The sequence below is a fragment of the Trabulsiella odontotermitis genome (assembly GCF_001188485.1).
GTDB classification, from domain to species: Bacteria; Pseudomonadota; Gammaproteobacteria; order Enterobacterales; family Enterobacteriaceae; genus Trabulsiella; species Trabulsiella odontotermitis_A.
Genome location: NZ_JNGH01000104.1, coordinates 107838 through 124451, shown reverse-complemented (window position 1 = coordinate 124451; position 16614 = coordinate 107838). Strand labels below are relative to the sequence as shown.

The window sequence follows — 16614 nt, the reverse complement described above, 5'->3', positions numbered from 1 at the left end:
GCTTGTCCAGCGGCGGGTGCGTCATGAAAAGCTCACTCAGCGACTTCGATTTACCGTTGATGCAGAACGCCATCATACTGCTGGCTTCCTGTGGCTCATAGCTGGTTTTCAGACGCTGGAGCGCAGCAATCATCTTCTCGCGGCCGACCAGTTTCGCTGAACCGGCATCTGCGTGGAACTCGCGATAGCGGGAGAACCACATGGTGATGATGCTCGCCAGAATACCAAACACCAGCTCCAGCACGGTCGCTACCGCAAAGTAGATCAGCGGGTTGCCGTTGCTCTCTTCACCCTCGTCACGGTTGCCGCCGAGGAACCCGGCCGCAATCTGCGCGATGACGCGAGAGATGAAGATCACGAAGGTGTTCACCACGCCTTGAATCAGGGTCATGGTGACCATGTCGCCGTTGGCCACGTGGCTGATTTCATGCGCGATAACCGCTTCCGCCTCATCACGGCTCATGTTTTGCAACAGGCCAGTGCTGACCGCCACCAGAGAGGCGTCACGACGGGCACCGGTGGCGAACGCGTTGATGTCCGGCGCGTGATAAATTGCCACCTGCGGCATGCCGATGCCGGCCTGACGCGCCTGCTGAGCGACGGTGTTCATCAGCCAGCGTTCAGTTTCGTTACGAGGCTGCTCAATGACTTCCCCTCCGACGGATTTCAGCGCCATCCATTTCGACATCATCAGCGAAACGATGGAACCGCCAAAACCAAAAAGCAGAGCCATGATTAACAGCCCTGTCATGCTGCTCGATCGAATTCCTGTCAGACTTAACACCAGCCCGAACACCACCATCACGGCCAGGTTGGTCAACAGGAAGAGCGCGATTCGCATCATAATTTTCTCTTAACCTCGTTATAACAACACGCACTATGCGATTACCCACATCGTATGGGTATTACGCGTATTTTCAAGCATTGGCGGGCGCTAAGTCACGAGAAAAACACAACTTTACATTTTGTAGTATGTTGTTTACGTGTAAAAAGAAGGGGAAAAAAACAGGCACAATTGCTTGTGCCTGTTGAGGTTTTATTTGGTTGGTGCAGGTTGTTCTGCGGGACGCTCTTTTTCCAGTTTTGCCAGATCGAGCGCAATATGAACGGTTTCGTCCAGATACGGATCGGGTTCCTGATAATCCTTCGGCAGATCGTCCAGTTTTTTCAGCGGCGGCTTCCCTTCACGCTTGAAGCGATCGTTAATCCGCGCCAGACGCGTCGCATCATCTTCTTCGTTCTCTTTTTCACGCTGTGCGTAATTAAGAGAGACGATATTGCGTTTCGCTTTCATCGCGTTAAAGCGCGCGATGTCTTTCATGATGTACTGGAATTCAGGATCTTTGGCGATGCGTTCCTCATGCTGCTTCAGTAACTCCGGTCCAAACGGTGTCATATCGCCCGTTTTGACAAAGGTAGCAGCATTGATGCTGTCCCAGGGTAACGCGTTGTCTTCAAACTTCTCGCCGGTTTCCGTTTCTTCATTGCCGGTCGGCATCAGGATATCAGGCGTCACGCCTTTACGCTGCGTGCTGCCGCCATTGATGCGGTAGAACTTCTGAATGGTGTACTGAACGGAGCCCAGCGCAGGCCATTCTGGACGCAGCATCTGATCGTAAATGCGGTTCAGCGAGCGGTACTGCTGTACCGTGCCTTTACCAAAGGTCGGCTCGCCGACGATCAGCGCACGGCCGTAGTCCTGCATCGCCGCAGCAAAGATTTCCGAAGCGGAGGCGCTAAAGCGGTCAACCAGCACCACCAACGGGCCCTTGTAGTACACCATGCCGTCAGTATCGCTGTCTTCGCGCACTTTACCGTTGTTATCACGTACCTGCACCACCGGGCCGGACGGGAAGAACAGACCGGAAAGCGAAACCGCTTCGGTCAGCGCGCCGCCGCCGTTACTGCGCAGATCAATAATCACGCTGCTGACGTTTTGTTTTTCCAGCTTCTGCAGTTGCACTTTCACGTCATCGGTCAGGCCAACGTAGAAGCCCGGAATATCCAGCACACCGACTTTCTGGCTGCCGACGGTTTTCACCGACATTTTCACCGCGCGATCTTCAAGGCGAATACGCTCACGCGTCAGCGTCACAATGCGGGTTTTGGTACCTTTACCGGCTGGCAGTACTTCCAGGCGCACTTTACTGCCCTTCGGGCCTTTGATCAGCGCCACGACGTCATCCAGGCGCCAGCCAATCACGTCAACCATCCCTTTACCGGTCTGGCCAACGCCAACAATACGGTCACCGACGCTGATCGCTTTACTTTTCGCCGCCGGGCCACCCGCAACGAGTGAATTGATCACCGTGTAGTCGTCATCCATTTGCAGAACCGCACCGATCCCTTCCAGAGAAAGGCTCATTTCGGTGTTGAACTGTTCGGTATTGCGTGGCGACAAATAGTTGGTATGCGGGTCGATTTCATGCGCAAAAGCGGTCATCGCCAGCGAGAAAACATCTTCGCTGTTCGTCTGCACCAGACGGCGAATGGCGAATTTGTAACGGCGGGTCAGCGTTTCGCGGATCTCTTTTTCATCTTTCCCGGTCAGCTTCAGGCTCAGTTCGTCATACTTCACCTTGCCGTCCCACAGCGCGTTCAGCTCGGCGACGTCTTTCGGCCACGGCGCTTTGCTGCGGTCCAGGTTGAAGGTGTCGTTGCCGGTGAAATCCATCGGTTGCTCGAGCACTTTCAGCGCGTACTGATAACGCTCGAAACGGCGCTTCTGCGCCAGATTATAGAGATCGTAGAACACATCGAGTTTGCCCGTTTTCAGCTCTTCACCGACGTCTTTTCGGCGGGCGGTGAACTGGTCAACGTCGCTGGCGAGCAGCACGTTATGGCTGAAATCCAGCAGGTTCAGATAGCGATCAAAAATTTTCGCGGAAAACGCCTGATCGAGATCGAACTGGCGGTAGTGCGAACGGGTGAAACGCGAGGTGACACGCTCGCTCACCGTCGCGTGCTGCGCTTCTTCCTTCAAAACAGGAATTTGATCAACACGCGTGATGTCGTCCACAGCGAACGCGTGGCCTGTTAATGCCAACAGACCTGCGAGCGCGGTGACCTTAAAAAAGTTGTTCATGCCTGGCCCGGCCTCCGTCTCAGAACACGAGGTGTTCTGCGCGTACAATCATTGACATACCAGAAGTCAGCTGTACACGAACGCCATCTTTGGTGATCTCCAGTACAGTGGCGTCCATTGCGTTGTTGCCTGCTTTCACCTTCAGCGCTTGCCCCACCGACAGCGCGGACAGATCGGATACCGGAGTCAGACGCTCTTCACGGGGTGCGCGAGGGGCTTTTGCTGCTGGCTTAGCCGCGCGAGGTTTGCGATCGCCCTCTTCTTTACGACGAACCGTAGGGCGCGGTTTACGCTCACGACGCGGCGCCTCTTCCTGACCCGCTGCCGCAGCGGCTTCGCGTTTTTTCGCCTGCTGTTCTGCACGCTGTGCCTGAACACGCGCTTTGGCTTCTTCAAGCTGCTGGCGAGCGTGAGACACGTGCTGCTCGTCCAGTTCCCCACACGGGTTACCGTCAAGATCGACACGGGTCGCGCCCGGCTTGATACCGTACAGGTAACGCCAGCTCGAAGTATAAAGACGTAATGCGGAACGAAGTTGGGTTTTGCTGAGGTTCATATCACCCTCAACACGCTCAACAAGATCCTGAAAAATACCAATTTTCAGGGGGCGCGCTTCGCCTTCGGCACTAAAGCAGTGCGGAAAACGTTCGGCCAGATAAGCGATAACTTCTTTACTGCTATTCAACTTAGGTTGATTTTCCATGAAATTTCCTGATTACAACGGACGTAGCCAACAAGCCGCAGGCATGAACAGGCGTCATTATAATGACGCCATCGTTAATTGCTACGTTATCCGTTGATTATCCTGCGACGGGCGCAAAGAATTTTTGATAATCGGTCGCCTCAAGCAACGTTTCGAGATGCCCGACCAGTTCACGCAGCCCCTGCTCATCCTCTTCGGTGAAGCGGGAGAAGGCGATACTGTCGATATCCAGTACACCAATAATCTGATTTTTTACGCTAATGGGCAGTACGATTTCGGCATTACTTGCCGCGTCACACGCGATGTGGCCGTCGAACGCGTGCACATCGGCCACGCGCTGAACGCGATGTTGCGCCACCGCCGTACCGCAGACACCACGTCCAACGGGAATACGCACGCAGGCGATTTTACCCTGAAACGGCCCGAGCACCAGCGTGTCGCCGTCCAGTAAGTAAAAACCGGCCCAGTTGACCTCATCCAGACGTTCATACAGCAACGCGCTCAGGTTAGAGATCATCGCCAGGAAGCTGGTTTCACCTGCCATCAACGCCTGAAAATCGCGGTTCAAATCCGCGTAAAATTCTGTTTTGGTCATTTTATAATCACTTGGTTGCCTTACTTCGATCCCGGTAGTGTGCCGGGGCATAGCCCTATAAAATAAACATTAAATGCGCCCGGGCTCAAGATGAATCCATTCATGAGTTAAGATAGTCTTACACATCCATCTTCGTACGTGATAAATGGCACTGAAATCACCTCACATTTCGCCGGACACTAAGATCGTCGTTCACTCTGTCAGTGAACCGCTGCCCCGTGCCCATTTTCAGCGCTGCCCGGAATGCGACACGCTGTTTTCGCTACCGCTGATGAAATCACATCAGAGCGCCTACTGTCCTCAGTGTAATGCTAAAATTCGCGACGGGCGCGACTGGTCATTAGCGCGTTTAGGCGCCATGGCGATTGCAATGATACTTTTGATGCCATTTGCGTGGCAGGAGCCGTTGCTGCGCCTGCATCTGCTCGGCACCCGTATTGATGCCAATGTATTGCAGGGTATCTGGCAGATGACTCGTCAGGGCGACCCAATAACCGCGTCGATGGTTTTTTTCTGCACCGTCGGCGCACCAGTGGTGCTGGTCGTCTCGATAGCATACCTGTGGCTGGGTAACGTCTTAGGGATGAATCTGCGTCCGGTGCTGTTGATGCTGGAGAAACTCAAAGAGTGGGTGATGCTGGACATTTACCTGGTCGGCATCGCGGTAGCCTCCATTAAAGTTCAGGATTACGCCTTCCTGCAGCCCGGCCCCGGACTTGTTGCCTTCATCAGTCTCGTGATCCTGAGCCTGCTGACAATGATTCACCTCAATGTCGAGCAACTCTGGGAGCGTTTCTACCCGCAGCGCCCCGCCACCCGCTACCATACGGCGTTGCAGGTCTGTCTTGATTGTCACTACACCGGGCTGCCTGACGTGCGAGGCCGCTGCCGCCGTTGCCACACGCCGCTCCCTTTCCGCCGCAAAAACAGCCTGCAAAAAAGCTGGGCGGCACTGATTGCGTCGCTGATTCTGCTCATCCCTGCCAACATGCTGCCGATATCTGTTATTTACGTGAACGGCGCACGCCAGGAGGATACGATCCTCTCCGGGATAATCTCGCTGGGCCACAGCAACATCGCGGTAGCGGCCGTGGTCTTTTTCGCCAGTATTCTGGTGCCGTTCACCAAGGTGATCGTGCTGATTACGCTACTGATCAGCATTCACTTCAAATGCGAACAGGGGCTGCGCACCCGCATTTTGCTGCTGCGCTTCGTTACCTGGATTGGCCGCTGGTCAATGCTTGATCTGTTCGTTATTTCGCTCATGATGTCGTTGATTAATCGCGACCAGCTCCTTTCTTTTACTATGGGTCCCGCTGCGTTTTATTTCGGCTCGGCGGTAATATTGACTATTCTTGCAGTTGAATGGCTGGACAGCCGCTTACTTTGGGATGCACATGAGTCAGGAAACGCCCGCTTCGCCGACTGAAGCGCGAATTAAAACAAAACGTCGCATTTCGCCTTTCTGGCTGTTACCGGTCATCGCGTTGATGATTGCCGGTTGGCTTATCTGGAGCAGCTATGAAGATCGCGGCAACACAATAACCATCGACTTTATCACTGCGGACGGCATCGTCCCCGGCCGCACGCCAATTCGCTATCAGGGCGTGGAAGTCGGTACGGTGCAGAACATCAACCTCAGCAAAGATCTCAACAAAATCGAGGTCCGCGCCAGCATCAAGAGCGACATACGCAAAGAGACGCAGTTCTGGCTGGTCACGCCGAAAGCGTCGCTGGCAGGCGTTTCCGGCCTTGATGCGCTGGTCGGTGGTAACTATATCGGCATGATGCCCGGTAAAGGCGAGCAGGAAGATCACTTCGTGGCGCTTGATACGCAGCCAAAATACCGCATTAACAACGGCGAACTGATGATCCATCTGCATGCGCCGGATCTGGGCTCACTCAACAGCGGCTCGCTGGTTTACTTCCGCAAAATTCCGGTCGGTCGGGTTTACGATTACACCATCAACCCGAATAAACAGGGCGTCACCATTGACGTGCTGATCGACCGCCGTTTCACCAGTCTGGTGAAAAAAGGCAGCCGTTTCTGGAACGTCTCCGGCGTGAAGGCAGATGTCGATTTCAGCGGCGCGAAACTCGAACTTGAGAGCCTGGCGGCGCTGGTCAATGGCGCGATTGCCTTTGACTCGCCTGATGACTCCGCCGCCGCCAGACAGAACGATGAATTTGGTCTGTATGCCGACCTGGCGCACAGCCAGCGCGGAGTGATTGTGAAGCTCGATTTGCCTGACGGTAACGGGCTCAGCGCAGGCTCCACACCGCTGATGTACCAGGGGCTGCAGGTCGGGCAACTCACTAAGCTCGACCTCAACCCGGGCGGCGCGGTGACCGGCGAGATGACCGTTGACCCGAGCGTGGTCAACCTGTTGCGCGAAAATACCCGCATCGAACTGCGCAATCCGAAGCTGTCATTGACAAACGTCAACGTCAGCTCTCTGCTCACCGGTAGCACCTTTGAACTGGTGCCTGGCGAAGGCGCGGCGCGTAATCACTTTGCGGTGTTGCCCGCCAATAAAACGCTGTTACAAACCCCGAACATCGCCACGCTGACGCTAACCGCCCCGGAAAGCTACGGTATCGACGCCGGGCAGCCGATCATTCTGCACGGCATTCAGATCGGTCAGGTCGTCGAGCGGACGCTGACGGCGAAGGGCGTTACCTTTGCGGTGGCGATTGAACCGCAGTATCGCGAACTGGTGCCAGGCGATAGTAAATTTGTGGTCAACAGCCGCGTTGATGTCAAAGTCGGGCTGGATGGCGTGGAGTTTTTAGGTGCCAGCGCCAGCGAATGGGTCAGCGGCGGTATCCGCGTGCTGCCCGGTGATAAAGGCGCGCTGAAAACCAGCTATCCGCTGTTTGCTAACATTGAAAAAGCGATTGAGAACAGCCTCGGCGATCTGCCGACCACCACCCTTTCCCTGACCGCAGACACCCTGCCGGACGTGCAGGCAGGCTCAGTGGTGCTGTACCGCAAATTCCAGGTCGGTGAAGTGATCACCGTGCGCCCGCGCGCCAACGCTTTTGATATCGATCTGCACATCAAGCCGGAGTACCGCAATCTGCTCACCAGCAACAGCGTATTCTGGGCCGAAGGCGGCGCGAAAGTGCAGCTCAATGGCAGCGGCCTGACCGTGCAGGCCTCGCCGCTGTCACGTGCGCTCAAGGGAGCCATTAGCTTTGATAACCTGAGCGGTGCCGGCGCCGGGATCAGAAAAGGCGACAAACGACCGCTCTACCCGACCGAAACCGCCGCGCGCGCGGTGGGCGGGCAGATCACTCTGCACGCCTTTGATGCCGGAAAACTGGCGGAAGGGATGCCGATTCGCTATCTGGGGATCGACATTGGTCAGATCCAGTCGCTGGAGCTTATCACCGCTCGCAATGAAGTGCAGGCGAAAGCAGTGCTCTACCCGGAGTACGTCAATACCTTCGCCCGTGGTGGCACGCGATTCTCGATCATCACCCCGCAAATTTCCGCTGCGGGGGTTGAGCATCTGGATACGCTGCTGCAGCCGTATGTCAACGTCGAGCCGGGTCGCGGTAATCCGCGTCGTGATTTTGAAATTCAGGAAGCGACCATTACCGACTCCCGCTATCTTGACGGCCTGAGCATTGTGGTGGAAGCGCCGGACGCCGGTGCCCTGAACATCGGCACGCCGGTACTGTTCCGTGGTATCGAAGTTGGCACAGTGACCGCGCTGCGTCTGGGTTCGCTGTCCGATCGGGTGATGATTGAGCTACGCATCAGCCAGCGTTACCAGCATTTGGTGCGTAACAACTCGGTGTTCTGGCAGGCATCGGGCTACAGTCTGGACTTCGGTCTGGTGGGCGGCGTGGTGAAAACCGGCACCTTCAACCAGTTCATTCGCGGTGGTATTGCCTTCGCGACGCCGCCGGGCATTCCGCTGGCGCCGAAAGCGCAGACGGGCAAGCACTTCCTGCTACTCGAAGCTGAACCGAAAGAGTGGCGCGAATGGGGCACCGCCCTGCCGCGCTAAGCGAAAACGCAACGCTCCGGTGTCCTCCACCGGGGCGTTCATGCTAAACTGCGCACCCGTTTTTTCCTGGTGGTGCGCTCAGTGGCTCAAAACTCCGTTTACCTTCCCGATGACTTTCTGGCACAGATGCGGGTTGCCATGCCCGCGTCGCTGTCCCTCGATGATTTTATTGCCGCCTGTCATCGCCCTCTGCGTCGCAGCATCCGCGTTAATACGCTGAAAATCAGCGTCGCCGATTTCCTGACCCTCGTCGCCCCTTACGGCTGGCAGTTAACACCAGTGCCGTGGTGTGAGGAAGGCTTCTGGATCGACCGGGAAGACGAAGACGCCCTGCCGCTGGGCAGCACTGCGGAACACCTCAGCGGGCTGTTTTACATTCAGGAAGCCAGCTCGATGCTGCCGGTCGCCGCGCTGTTTGCCGACGGCAATCAACCGCAGCGGGTGATGGATGTCGCTGCCGCGCCGGGCTCCAAAACCACTCAGATCGCCGCCCGCATGGGTAACCACGGCGCGATTCTGGCGAATGAATTTTCTGCCAGCCGGGTCAAAGTACTGCATGCCAATATCAGCCGCTGCGGCATCAGCAACGTGGCGTTAACCCATTTCGACGGTCGCGTTTTTGGCGCCGCGCTGCCGGAAGTGTTTGACGCGATTTTGCTCGATGCACCCTGCTCCGGCGAAGGCGTGGTGCGTAAAGATCCCGACGCGTTGAAGAACTGGTCCATCGCCAGTAACCTGGAGATTGCCGCTACCCAACAGGAACTGATCGACAGCGCTTTTCATGCGCTGCGCCCCGGCGGCACGCTGGTTTACTCCACCTGTACGTTGAATCGCGATGAAAACGAGTCGGTGATTGCCTGGCTGCTGGCCCGTTATCCGCAGGCAGTAGAAATCGTCTCGCTGGAAGGCGTGTTTCCACAGGCGCGCGAGGTACTGACGGACGAAGGCTTTTTGCATGTCTTCCCGCAGGTGTTCGACTGCGAAGGGTTCTTTGTTGCCCGACTGCGTAAAACCGCGTCTGTCGAACCGTTGCCCGCGCCGGGGTATAAGGTGGGCAAATTCCCGTTTACGCCAATGAAAGGTCGTGACGCGTCTGCGGTTTTCGCTGCCGCTGCCGCCGTGGGCCTGCGATGGGATGAGGCGTTAACACTCTGGCAGCGCGACAAAGAGATCTGGCTTTTCCCGTCCGATATCGAACCGTTAGTCGGCAAAGTGCGTTTTTCCCGCATCGGTATCCGACTCGCGGAAACGCATAATAAAGGGTATCGCTGGCAGCATGAAGCGGTTATCGCGCTGGCCGACACTCACGCGCTCGGGTTTGAACTCACCTTACCGGAAGCCGGGGAGTGGTATCGCGGTCGCGATGTCTACCCGGAAAACGCGCCGACAACGGATGACGTTATCGTTACGTTCCAGGGTTTCCCGCTCGGGCTGGCGAAAAAAATTGGTTCGCGGCTGAAGAACAGCTACCCGCGTGAGCTGGTGCGTGATGGTAAGTTATTTGCAGGCAATGCGTAACGGCGCACAAAAAAGCAGCATATTCTTACTGGTAATCTTTCCTTAGTTGACTAGGATGAGAAATGGGCGGCCAGACTGGTCGTACCACGACACGGCAATTCAAGGAGAAGATGATGAGCAAAACCAGCGTACGTATCGGAGCTTTTGAGATAGACGACGCCGAGCTGCATGGCGACCAGCACGGTGAGCGAACGTTAAGTATTCCCTGCAAATCCGATCCGGATTTATGCATGCAGCTTGATGCCTGGGATGCCGACACCAGCGTGCCTGCCCTTCTGAATGGCGAGCATTCCGTCCTTTACCGCAAACATTACGACGAACAATCCGATGCCTGGGTCATGCGTCTTGCCTGACTCAAAAAGAACCCGTCGCTGAGGCGGGTTATTTATTTCCGGTTTCCCCTGCACCGCTTCCTCTCCTACAATTATTACAGGGTGTACTGCTTTGAGGGAGCGATGTTCGCACTGGTTTTGTTTGTCTGCTATCTCGACGGCGGCTGCGAAGACATTGTCGTGGATGTTTTTCGCACCGAGTCACAATGTGTCTTTGCAATGCAGGACCAGCGCCTGCGCCAGGGTGGCTGCTTTCCGGTAGAGGATTTTATTGATGGTTTCTGGCGCCCGGCCAGTGATTTCAGCGACTTCTGACTACTGGAGTTGCACCATCGTCAGCGAGCCGCCAAATACCGCGCCGGTATCAATGTAGTGCTGATTCCCCGCATCATAGCGCTCCTGAAGCGGTGTATGCCCGAACCAGAAATGATCGGCGCCGGTTATCGGTGCATGAACCCCGGCAAAATGATCGCTCAGCCGCCCGCGATTCCACAGCACCTGTTGCGGATCCACCGACTTCTGCCAGACATACTCCGCAGAGGGATAATCAGCGTGCGCGATAATATTCAGCCCGCTCTCGCAATTCAGCTCAATAATATAAGGGAGCTGATGGCACTGCTGTAACAAACGCTTAATGTCCGCCTGCGTTGCCGGGGCGCTGTCTAAAAACCACGAGCCGCCGTTCATATACCACAGCGACATATCGCCGTTATCCACGGCGTCCATTGCCATTTGTTCGTGATTTCCCCGAATGGCGGCAAACCAGGGTTCGTTTAATAATGCCAGACACTGATAACTCGCCGCGCCACGATCGATTAAATCTCCCACCGATATCAGTAAGTCCTGATAAGGATTAAATTTACGCGCTTTCAGCTCTGTCAGTAATGGCTGATAACAGCCGTGCAGGTCGCCCACCAGCCAGATGTGCCGCCATTGTTTACCCTCGATTCGCTGGTACATATTTTTCCCCTCCTGCAGAAAGTAAGTATAGAGAAAAACAAAAAACAACGTTGGGTCAGCACTAAAGGTAAATTTCTCTAAACCATATCTAAACAGAACGGGAATATAGTCTGGCTGAGCATTAAACCCGCATTATCCGCCCGGTAAAATAACCGCAGAATAATGATGAGGTATTTTTCCGTGACTGATAACAGTCTGCACACAGAACATGTTTTAACACATCGCACCGGTCTGATTTCCGCTCTGGTGACGGGCGAACTGACGCCTGCGCCTATCTGGAAAAAAAGAAACTATCGGCTCAAATTCTTACTGCGCACGCTGCTGTTTTATACGCCGACGCGTCGCATGCTGAATAATCTGTCGCAACGGCCCGATTTCGAACAACTGCTGAAAGCACAGGTGACGCTGCCGAGTAAACCGCATCGCCAGTACCTGACGCTCGGCATGAACGCCCGCCAGCGCGCTGACGCGGTGGTGAGTCATTATGCATTTATCGACACCCTGGCCGGTTCACGCCTCGCCCGGGCGCTGACCTCTCCTGAGGAAATGCCGCTGATTGAGCTTGAAGGAAAAGATGACGCGCGCTTTACGCTCTCCGCCTCCTGCGCCAGCAAAGCAGAACGTGAAGGGGAAACCACCCTCTGGCTGCATGACGCCAGCCGTACGCTGCTCGCCAGCGTGACCTTTAGCGTGGTCAATCAAAACGGTGAATGGCAACTGGTGATCGGCGGCCTGCAGGGCCCGCGACGTAACGTATCGCACGAGGTCATTAAGCATGCCACGCGCGCCTGCCATGGTATTTTCCCGAAACGTCTGCTGATGGAGTTTATCTGGCTGTTTGCGCGCCAGACCGGTATTTCAGCAGTGTATGGCGTTAGCGACAACGGGCACGTATTCCGGGCGCTCCGTTACCGTCTGAGCAAAGGCCGTCATTTTCACGCCAGTTATGATGAATTCTGGGCATCCGTTGAAGGCGTGAAAGACAATCGCTGGCGCTGGCGTTTGCCGCAGGAAATGGCACGGAAACCGCTGGAAAGCATTGCCAGTAAAAAACGGGCGGAATATCGCCGCCGTTTCCAGTTACTGGACAGTCTGGCGGAACAGGTTGAAATGCTGATGAGGTAAACGCTTCCCGCTATCTGCCCCTTGTTGCCGTCGTCGTATTGCTGCGGCACAATGAACCGATACGCTTCATTCAGGTTCAGGCTGTTGCAGATATGAGTAAAATGGAAATTGTGCTGTTACTACTGGTCCTGGTGATACTCATCTTCGGCATCTGGTTTATCTTCAGCGATACAATATGGGTTGCCGTCAGCGCGATCGAAAGCAGGCTCTACCCGGCTATCGTCGCGCCTGAATGACAACCCGACCACCGCTTAGTACAACGACGCTTCGCCCACAGGACGCGTTTTGAAGCGGCGATGCACCCACAAATATTGCTCAGGCGCGCGCAAAATTTCCCGTTCGATGACTTTATTCATGTAGCACGCGGCGGCCATTTCATCTTCCACCGGGTAGTCATCCATCGCCTTGCTGATAAAGAGGCGGTAGCCCTGTTTGCCGGGTTTACGCACCATCGTGATGGTCAGCAGCGACGAGCCGGACAGTTTCGACAGCACGTAGGTACCGTTTGTCGTGGCGGCGTCAGGGACCGAGAAAAAGGGCGCGAACACGCTGCCTTTGCGACCGTAGTCCTGATCCGGCGCAAACCAGACGGCTTCGCCAGATTTCAGCGCCTGCACCAGGCCGCGAAGGTTACGCCGGTCAATCATCGCCTTGTTGGAACGCAGGCGCCCTTTCGTCTGCACCCACTCCATCAGCGGACTGTTGTGCTGGCGATAGGTCGCCATCATCGGACGGCAAAGCCCCATCACGCGGCCGCCCAGTTCCAGCGACATAAAATGAATGCCAACCACCATCACCCCTTTCCCGGCACCAAGCGCGCGGGTCAGATTGTCGTATCCCTCGACATCGAACCATTTTTTCACCCGGGCGTCGCTCCAGAACCACGCCATGCCGGTCTCAATCAATCCCATGCCCAACGAATGGAAGTTCTGTTCAACCAGGCGCTCACGCGCAACCGGGCTCATTTCTGGAAAGCAAAGCTCGATATTTCTGTCAGCAATATGCGCCCTGCGTTTCAGAAAACGACGCGACGCCGTTCCCATTGCAGAGCCAAGGAAGGAGAGTACGGGGTAAGGAAGCTGGACGAGGAGCCAGAGAATACCAAGACCAAACCAGGTGAACCAGTAACGGGGATGGAGGAGCGATCGATCAAATGCAGCGGACATACAATTTTTACCGTAAGCGTCTAAAAATTTGGGTAACGCGTAAGAAAAAAATGAGTCCGTTCATCTGTCTTTTATGCGGTACGTATAGCGCAAGTGACAGTGAACCAGTTGATCAACTCAACGTCCCCATGACAAGGAGGTGACCACACAAAAACCTGCAACTGAGGCTGTAGCTACGCTGCGCACAGCATGCACCTTTTGCGGGGAAAATAACAGAGCGCGATTGTAATTTTCAGAAAATATGACGTAAGAATAAGTTGTGTCCTAAAACAAATTTTTTCGGAACTTTCAATTTCCATTATGGCAACAACTGGAAAACTCTGTTCACAGGGATTATACAAGCACTGTCGTATTTGTGGTTCACATGCGTCCACGGAGTGACAGGGGAGAAAAAGTAAATGTTTTGAATTAATAACGTTTAAATCATTACCTCTCCGTAAATACACGGCTATAACAAAGCGGGAAAACACCGTTATTTTACGCTAGAATGAGCGCTTCATAACGTTGTACATCATGCATAACCGCATGAAAATTAAGGAGCCATGACGAGTGTTGTTCAAAAAGCTAAGCAAGCAATACCGGCATATCACCGCGCGTCACAACATTGCTTATGCGTCTGATGCGCCGCGTGAAGGAACCCCTGTCAGCAGTATCGTCATCCCGACCGTCGGTGAAGACTTTATTGAAGAGGCGTTACTGAGCGCTAAATTTGCCTCGCTGAATGCCATCATGGCGAAAGAAATCGTTATTGTCACCGATCAGCCCGTCGAAAAATTTAACGACCTGCCTGCAAATACGCGCGTTGTCCGTTTAGAGATTAGCGTTCCGAATCCGAACCATAAATACGCGCAAATCTATAAAAGCAGGATGCTGAAAATTCAGGCACCTCTGCAGGCAACACCGGATTCCACCGGCGTATTAATGATTGACTCTGATCTAAATTTATTACGAGACCCGGCGTATCTTGTTAAAGAGGACCGCCTTTATTCCTGTTTCAGAAAAGGAAGAATGGGTGCGAAGTTTGAAAACGGCCGTTATGAAAAGGTCCCGGCCTATTATGCTTCGACCATTCGCCCCTCACTGGAAGATCATGTCAACAGTGCCTTTCTTGCCGCAACGTATCATACCTTCCAGCGTCTGTGCCCGTTGTGGCTCAACCTGTTTAACGATACCTGGGAGATGATCCCGGACGATCAGCCGCCAACGGATCAACCGCCTTTAGCCGCCACGCTGGATTTGCTGGATTTTATTACCGTCAATCTGGGCGACTGGACGAACTGGCCGGTATCGAAAAAAATCGGCGGAACACCCTCCGTCATTCCGAAAGAAGTGATTGGCGCGCATGGCGGTTTCCCGCTTTCCGAATGGCAGAAATATCTGGAATCGCCGGATACGCCATTGCTCTTCAAGGGACAGGATTATACCCGTAAGGTGCGTTATCTGAGCGATGCGGAAAAGCAGAAGCAGGCAAGCTAATGGCATGACAGTTTTGTAAAAGAAATGTTGTGCTGCATTTGGGTATGATATAAAGACAAAGCACATCAATTGTAATACAGAGAGATGTGCTAAATCCCTGAAATAAAAAACAGATAAAAAGAGACCGAATACGACTCTTGTTGCTGCTGGAGTTCGGTTTTCTTTTAATATTTCAAAGCGAGAAATCGGCTTTGGTATAAATTTTGGCACATAATGGTGTTTTCCTGCCCTTAGCATTCAAACACATATCACTTTTTTCGAAGGTTTTCGGAGAATTTTCGGTACCGCCGGACATGCTTTTCCCCTCCCGTTTCTATACTTCCAGTATGTAACTGGAGGAAATTATGTGTGGAAGATTTGCCCATGCGCAAAGTCGCGAAGAGTTTCTGACCGATGGAGCTATTCGCGACATCGCCACGGGCAATTACTTTTGGACTGGTTAAAAAATCATCTGTATTATGGATGATTAGGTTTTATATGGAGATGAAATCATGAGTACCAGAAGTGATATAAAGGATGGTGCGCAATTTGACATGCTCGATAGAGGGATTGTATACACTGAGGTGCTGGGATGGATTGATATGGGGCATGCTCGGGGTAATGATGTGTTGGCGCTCAGGAATCAGTTTATTGCTGGTGAGCGTAGTGGTATGCCTTCCTATATTGTGATGTATCGCCAGGACATGAGTTTCGCAAAATTCAATTCGCGGCTTGGGGTGGGAAAATTCTCTCGCTGGGAAATTAAACGTGGTCGAAGTGCCGAAGATATTAACAAAATCATGTTGGCGATGATGATGTGTACCGCATCCAGTTTCGAAGGGCTGCAGAGTTTACGTGCATTTTCGTGGTATACAGATAGCGGTTTTAGTGGTGAGGATCTTGTATCCGATCTGTTTGGGTTTTATCGCGCTATCATACCGGGACGTTATGGAGCCCACCTCAGACCTGTGAATTATATTGCGGCTACTCGTCGGTGGGATTATTACGGAGCTGTTGGTTCGTACAAGAACAGGGGATTCCATCCTATTTTATTTCCGAATCCTGATGATCCATGTGTAATGCACCGGCCATATATATCTATCCTTCCTCGCTTTCTAACGTGGCTGCGCCCATGGGATGACTTTATGTCTGGTATTGTCAACGTCATCACAAGTGACGGAACATCCCTTGCTTTAAGGGGGGTGAAATAATCATGCTTCAATTCTTGAAGTGGGGTGGCTTGACAATTGTTGCAGTGCTTATTCTGTGCTGGCTGTTTATCTGGTTCGTTGCGTCCGGTGTCAACGAGACAATCACCTACACCGAAAAGGACTTTTTCAAATACCACACCCTGACGAATAAAGATATTGCACAAGCTCCTCGCATCACTGATGAATACTACTTTGAGTCGCACCCCGGTGATGGCTACGAGCCTACAAATAGTATTACCTTTAAGGGGGCAACCGGAATTGCGCCGTTGAAGGTTTATCTGAAGGAAATGGGATATATCAGGGATAGACGTAGCCTTGGGGAGATGGAGATCTGGTTGAAGCCCGGCCAGTCGAGTGGAAACCAATTCTATCTTTATTTTAATGCTGCTACTGGAGACGCTGAGTTAACCAAAGTGCTTAATAATTGAATAGATAACATCGCCGG

General features: G+C 53.6%; 17 protein-coding genes. 10 read left to right on the top strand and 7 right to left on the bottom strand.

What is annotated here, in order from left to right:
* The 4 genes from htpX to GM30_RS17630 form a co-directional block, all read right to left on the bottom strand.
* A partial coding sequence (htpX, locus tag GM30_RS17645; RefSeq protein WP_049849696.1) for a protease HtpX occupies window positions 1-844 on the bottom strand: 844 nt, incomplete at its 3' end.
* A gap of 192 nt (window positions 845-1036) precedes the next feature.
* Window positions 1037-3085 carry a carboxy terminal-processing peptidase gene (gene prc, locus GM30_RS17640; RefSeq protein ID WP_049849686.1) on the bottom strand — a complete coding sequence of 683 codons (2049 nt, stop codon included), beginning with the start codon at window positions 3083-3085 and terminating at the stop codon, window positions 1037-1039.
* Window positions 3086-3104: 19 nt separating this feature from the next.
* Window positions 3105-3788 carry an RNA chaperone ProQ gene (gene proQ / locus GM30_RS17635; RefSeq protein WP_049849685.1) on the bottom strand — a complete coding sequence of 228 codons (684 nt, stop codon included), beginning with the start codon at window positions 3786-3788 and terminating at the stop codon, window positions 3105-3107.
* 97 nt (window positions 3789-3885) lie between these two features.
* Window positions 3886-4383, bottom strand: coding sequence for a GAF domain-containing protein (locus tag GM30_RS17630; RefSeq protein WP_049849684.1), 498 nt, complete (start codon window positions 4381-4383; stop codon window positions 3886-3888).
* Window positions 4384-4528: 145 nt separating this feature from the next.
* Here GM30_RS17630 and yebS point away from each other — a divergent pair, with 145 nt between their 5' ends.
* From yebS to GM30_RS17605, 5 genes are all read left to right on the top strand, one after another.
* Window positions 4529-5812: a membrane integrity lipid transport subunit YebS gene (gene yebS, locus GM30_RS17625; RefSeq protein ID WP_049849683.1), complete on the top strand. Its 1284-nt coding sequence runs from the start codon at window positions 4529-4531 to the stop codon at window positions 5810-5812.
* A complete protein-coding gene (locus GM30_RS17620) occupies window positions 5781-8402 on the top strand; it encodes a PqiB family protein (RefSeq protein WP_049849682.1) in 2622 nt (873 codons plus the stop codon). The genes yebS and GM30_RS17620 overlap by 32 nt, the downstream gene beginning before the upstream one ends.
* Window positions 8403-8483: 81 nt before the next feature.
* Complete coding sequence (gene rsmF / locus GM30_RS17615) at window positions 8484-9920, top strand: 16S rRNA (cytosine(1407)-C(5))-methyltransferase RsmF (RefSeq protein WP_072094163.1); 1437 nt, start codon at window positions 8484-8486, stop codon at window positions 9918-9920.
* Window positions 9921-10033: 113 nt separating this feature from the next.
* Window positions 10034-10273, top strand: coding sequence for a YebV family protein (locus tag GM30_RS17610; protein ID WP_049849680.1), 240 nt, complete (start codon window positions 10034-10036; stop codon window positions 10271-10273).
* 102 nt (window positions 10274-10375) lie between these two features.
* Entirely contained in the window at window positions 10376-10567 is a 192-nt protein-coding gene (locus GM30_RS17605) for a YdfD/YebW family protein (RefSeq protein WP_049849679.1), read from the top strand.
* Here GM30_RS17605 and pphA read toward each other — a convergent pair whose 3' ends face one another.
* Window positions 10568-11212 (bottom strand): protein-serine/threonine phosphatase, encoded by a 645-nt coding sequence (pphA, locus tag GM30_RS17600; protein WP_049849678.1) that lies wholly within the window; start codon window positions 11210-11212, stop codon window positions 10568-10570.
* A 180-nt stretch (window positions 11213-11392) separates the two neighbouring features.
* Between pphA and GM30_RS17595 the strand changes: the two genes are divergently transcribed.
* Complete coding sequence (locus GM30_RS17595; protein ID WP_049849695.1) at window positions 11393-12337, top strand: VirK/YbjX family protein; 945 nt, start codon at window positions 11393-11395, stop codon at window positions 12335-12337.
* A gap of 92 nt (window positions 12338-12429) precedes the next feature.
* Entirely contained in the window at window positions 12430-12573 is a 144-nt protein-coding gene (locus GM30_RS26325; protein WP_148097667.1) for an Ecr family regulatory small membrane protein, read from the top strand.
* Window positions 12574-12588: 15 nt separating this feature from the next.
* On the opposite strand, the gene lpxP is transcribed toward GM30_RS26325, so the two are convergent.
* Window positions 12589-13503: a kdo(2)-lipid IV(A) palmitoleoyltransferase gene (gene lpxP / locus GM30_RS17590; RefSeq protein ID WP_049849677.1), complete on the bottom strand. Its 915-nt coding sequence runs from the start codon at window positions 13501-13503 to the stop codon at window positions 12589-12591.
* 552 nt (window positions 13504-14055) lie between these two features.
* On the opposite strand from lpxP, the gene GM30_RS17585 reads away from it, so the two are divergent.
* Window positions 14056-14979: a hypothetical protein gene (locus tag GM30_RS17585; RefSeq protein WP_049849694.1), complete on the top strand. Its 924-nt coding sequence runs from the start codon at window positions 14056-14058 to the stop codon at window positions 14977-14979.
* A 172-nt stretch (window positions 14980-15151) separates the two neighbouring features.
* Here the strand turns inward: GM30_RS17585 and GM30_RS27615 are convergent, their stop codons facing one another.
* Entirely contained in the window at window positions 15152-15274 is a 123-nt protein-coding gene (locus tag GM30_RS27615) for a hypothetical protein (protein ID WP_274519067.1), read from the bottom strand.
* A 196-nt stretch (window positions 15275-15470) separates the two neighbouring features.
* Between GM30_RS27615 and GM30_RS17580 the strand changes: the two genes are divergently transcribed.
* On the top strand, window positions 15471-16169 hold the full coding sequence (locus GM30_RS17580) for a hypothetical protein (RefSeq protein WP_049849676.1): 699 nt from the start codon (window positions 15471-15473) through the stop codon (window positions 16167-16169).
* Between the two features lie 2 nt (window positions 16170-16171).
* Window positions 16172-16597: a hypothetical protein gene (locus GM30_RS17575; RefSeq protein WP_049849675.1), complete on the top strand. Its 426-nt coding sequence runs from the start codon at window positions 16172-16174 to the stop codon at window positions 16595-16597.
* Window positions 16598-16614 lie beyond the last annotated feature (17 nt).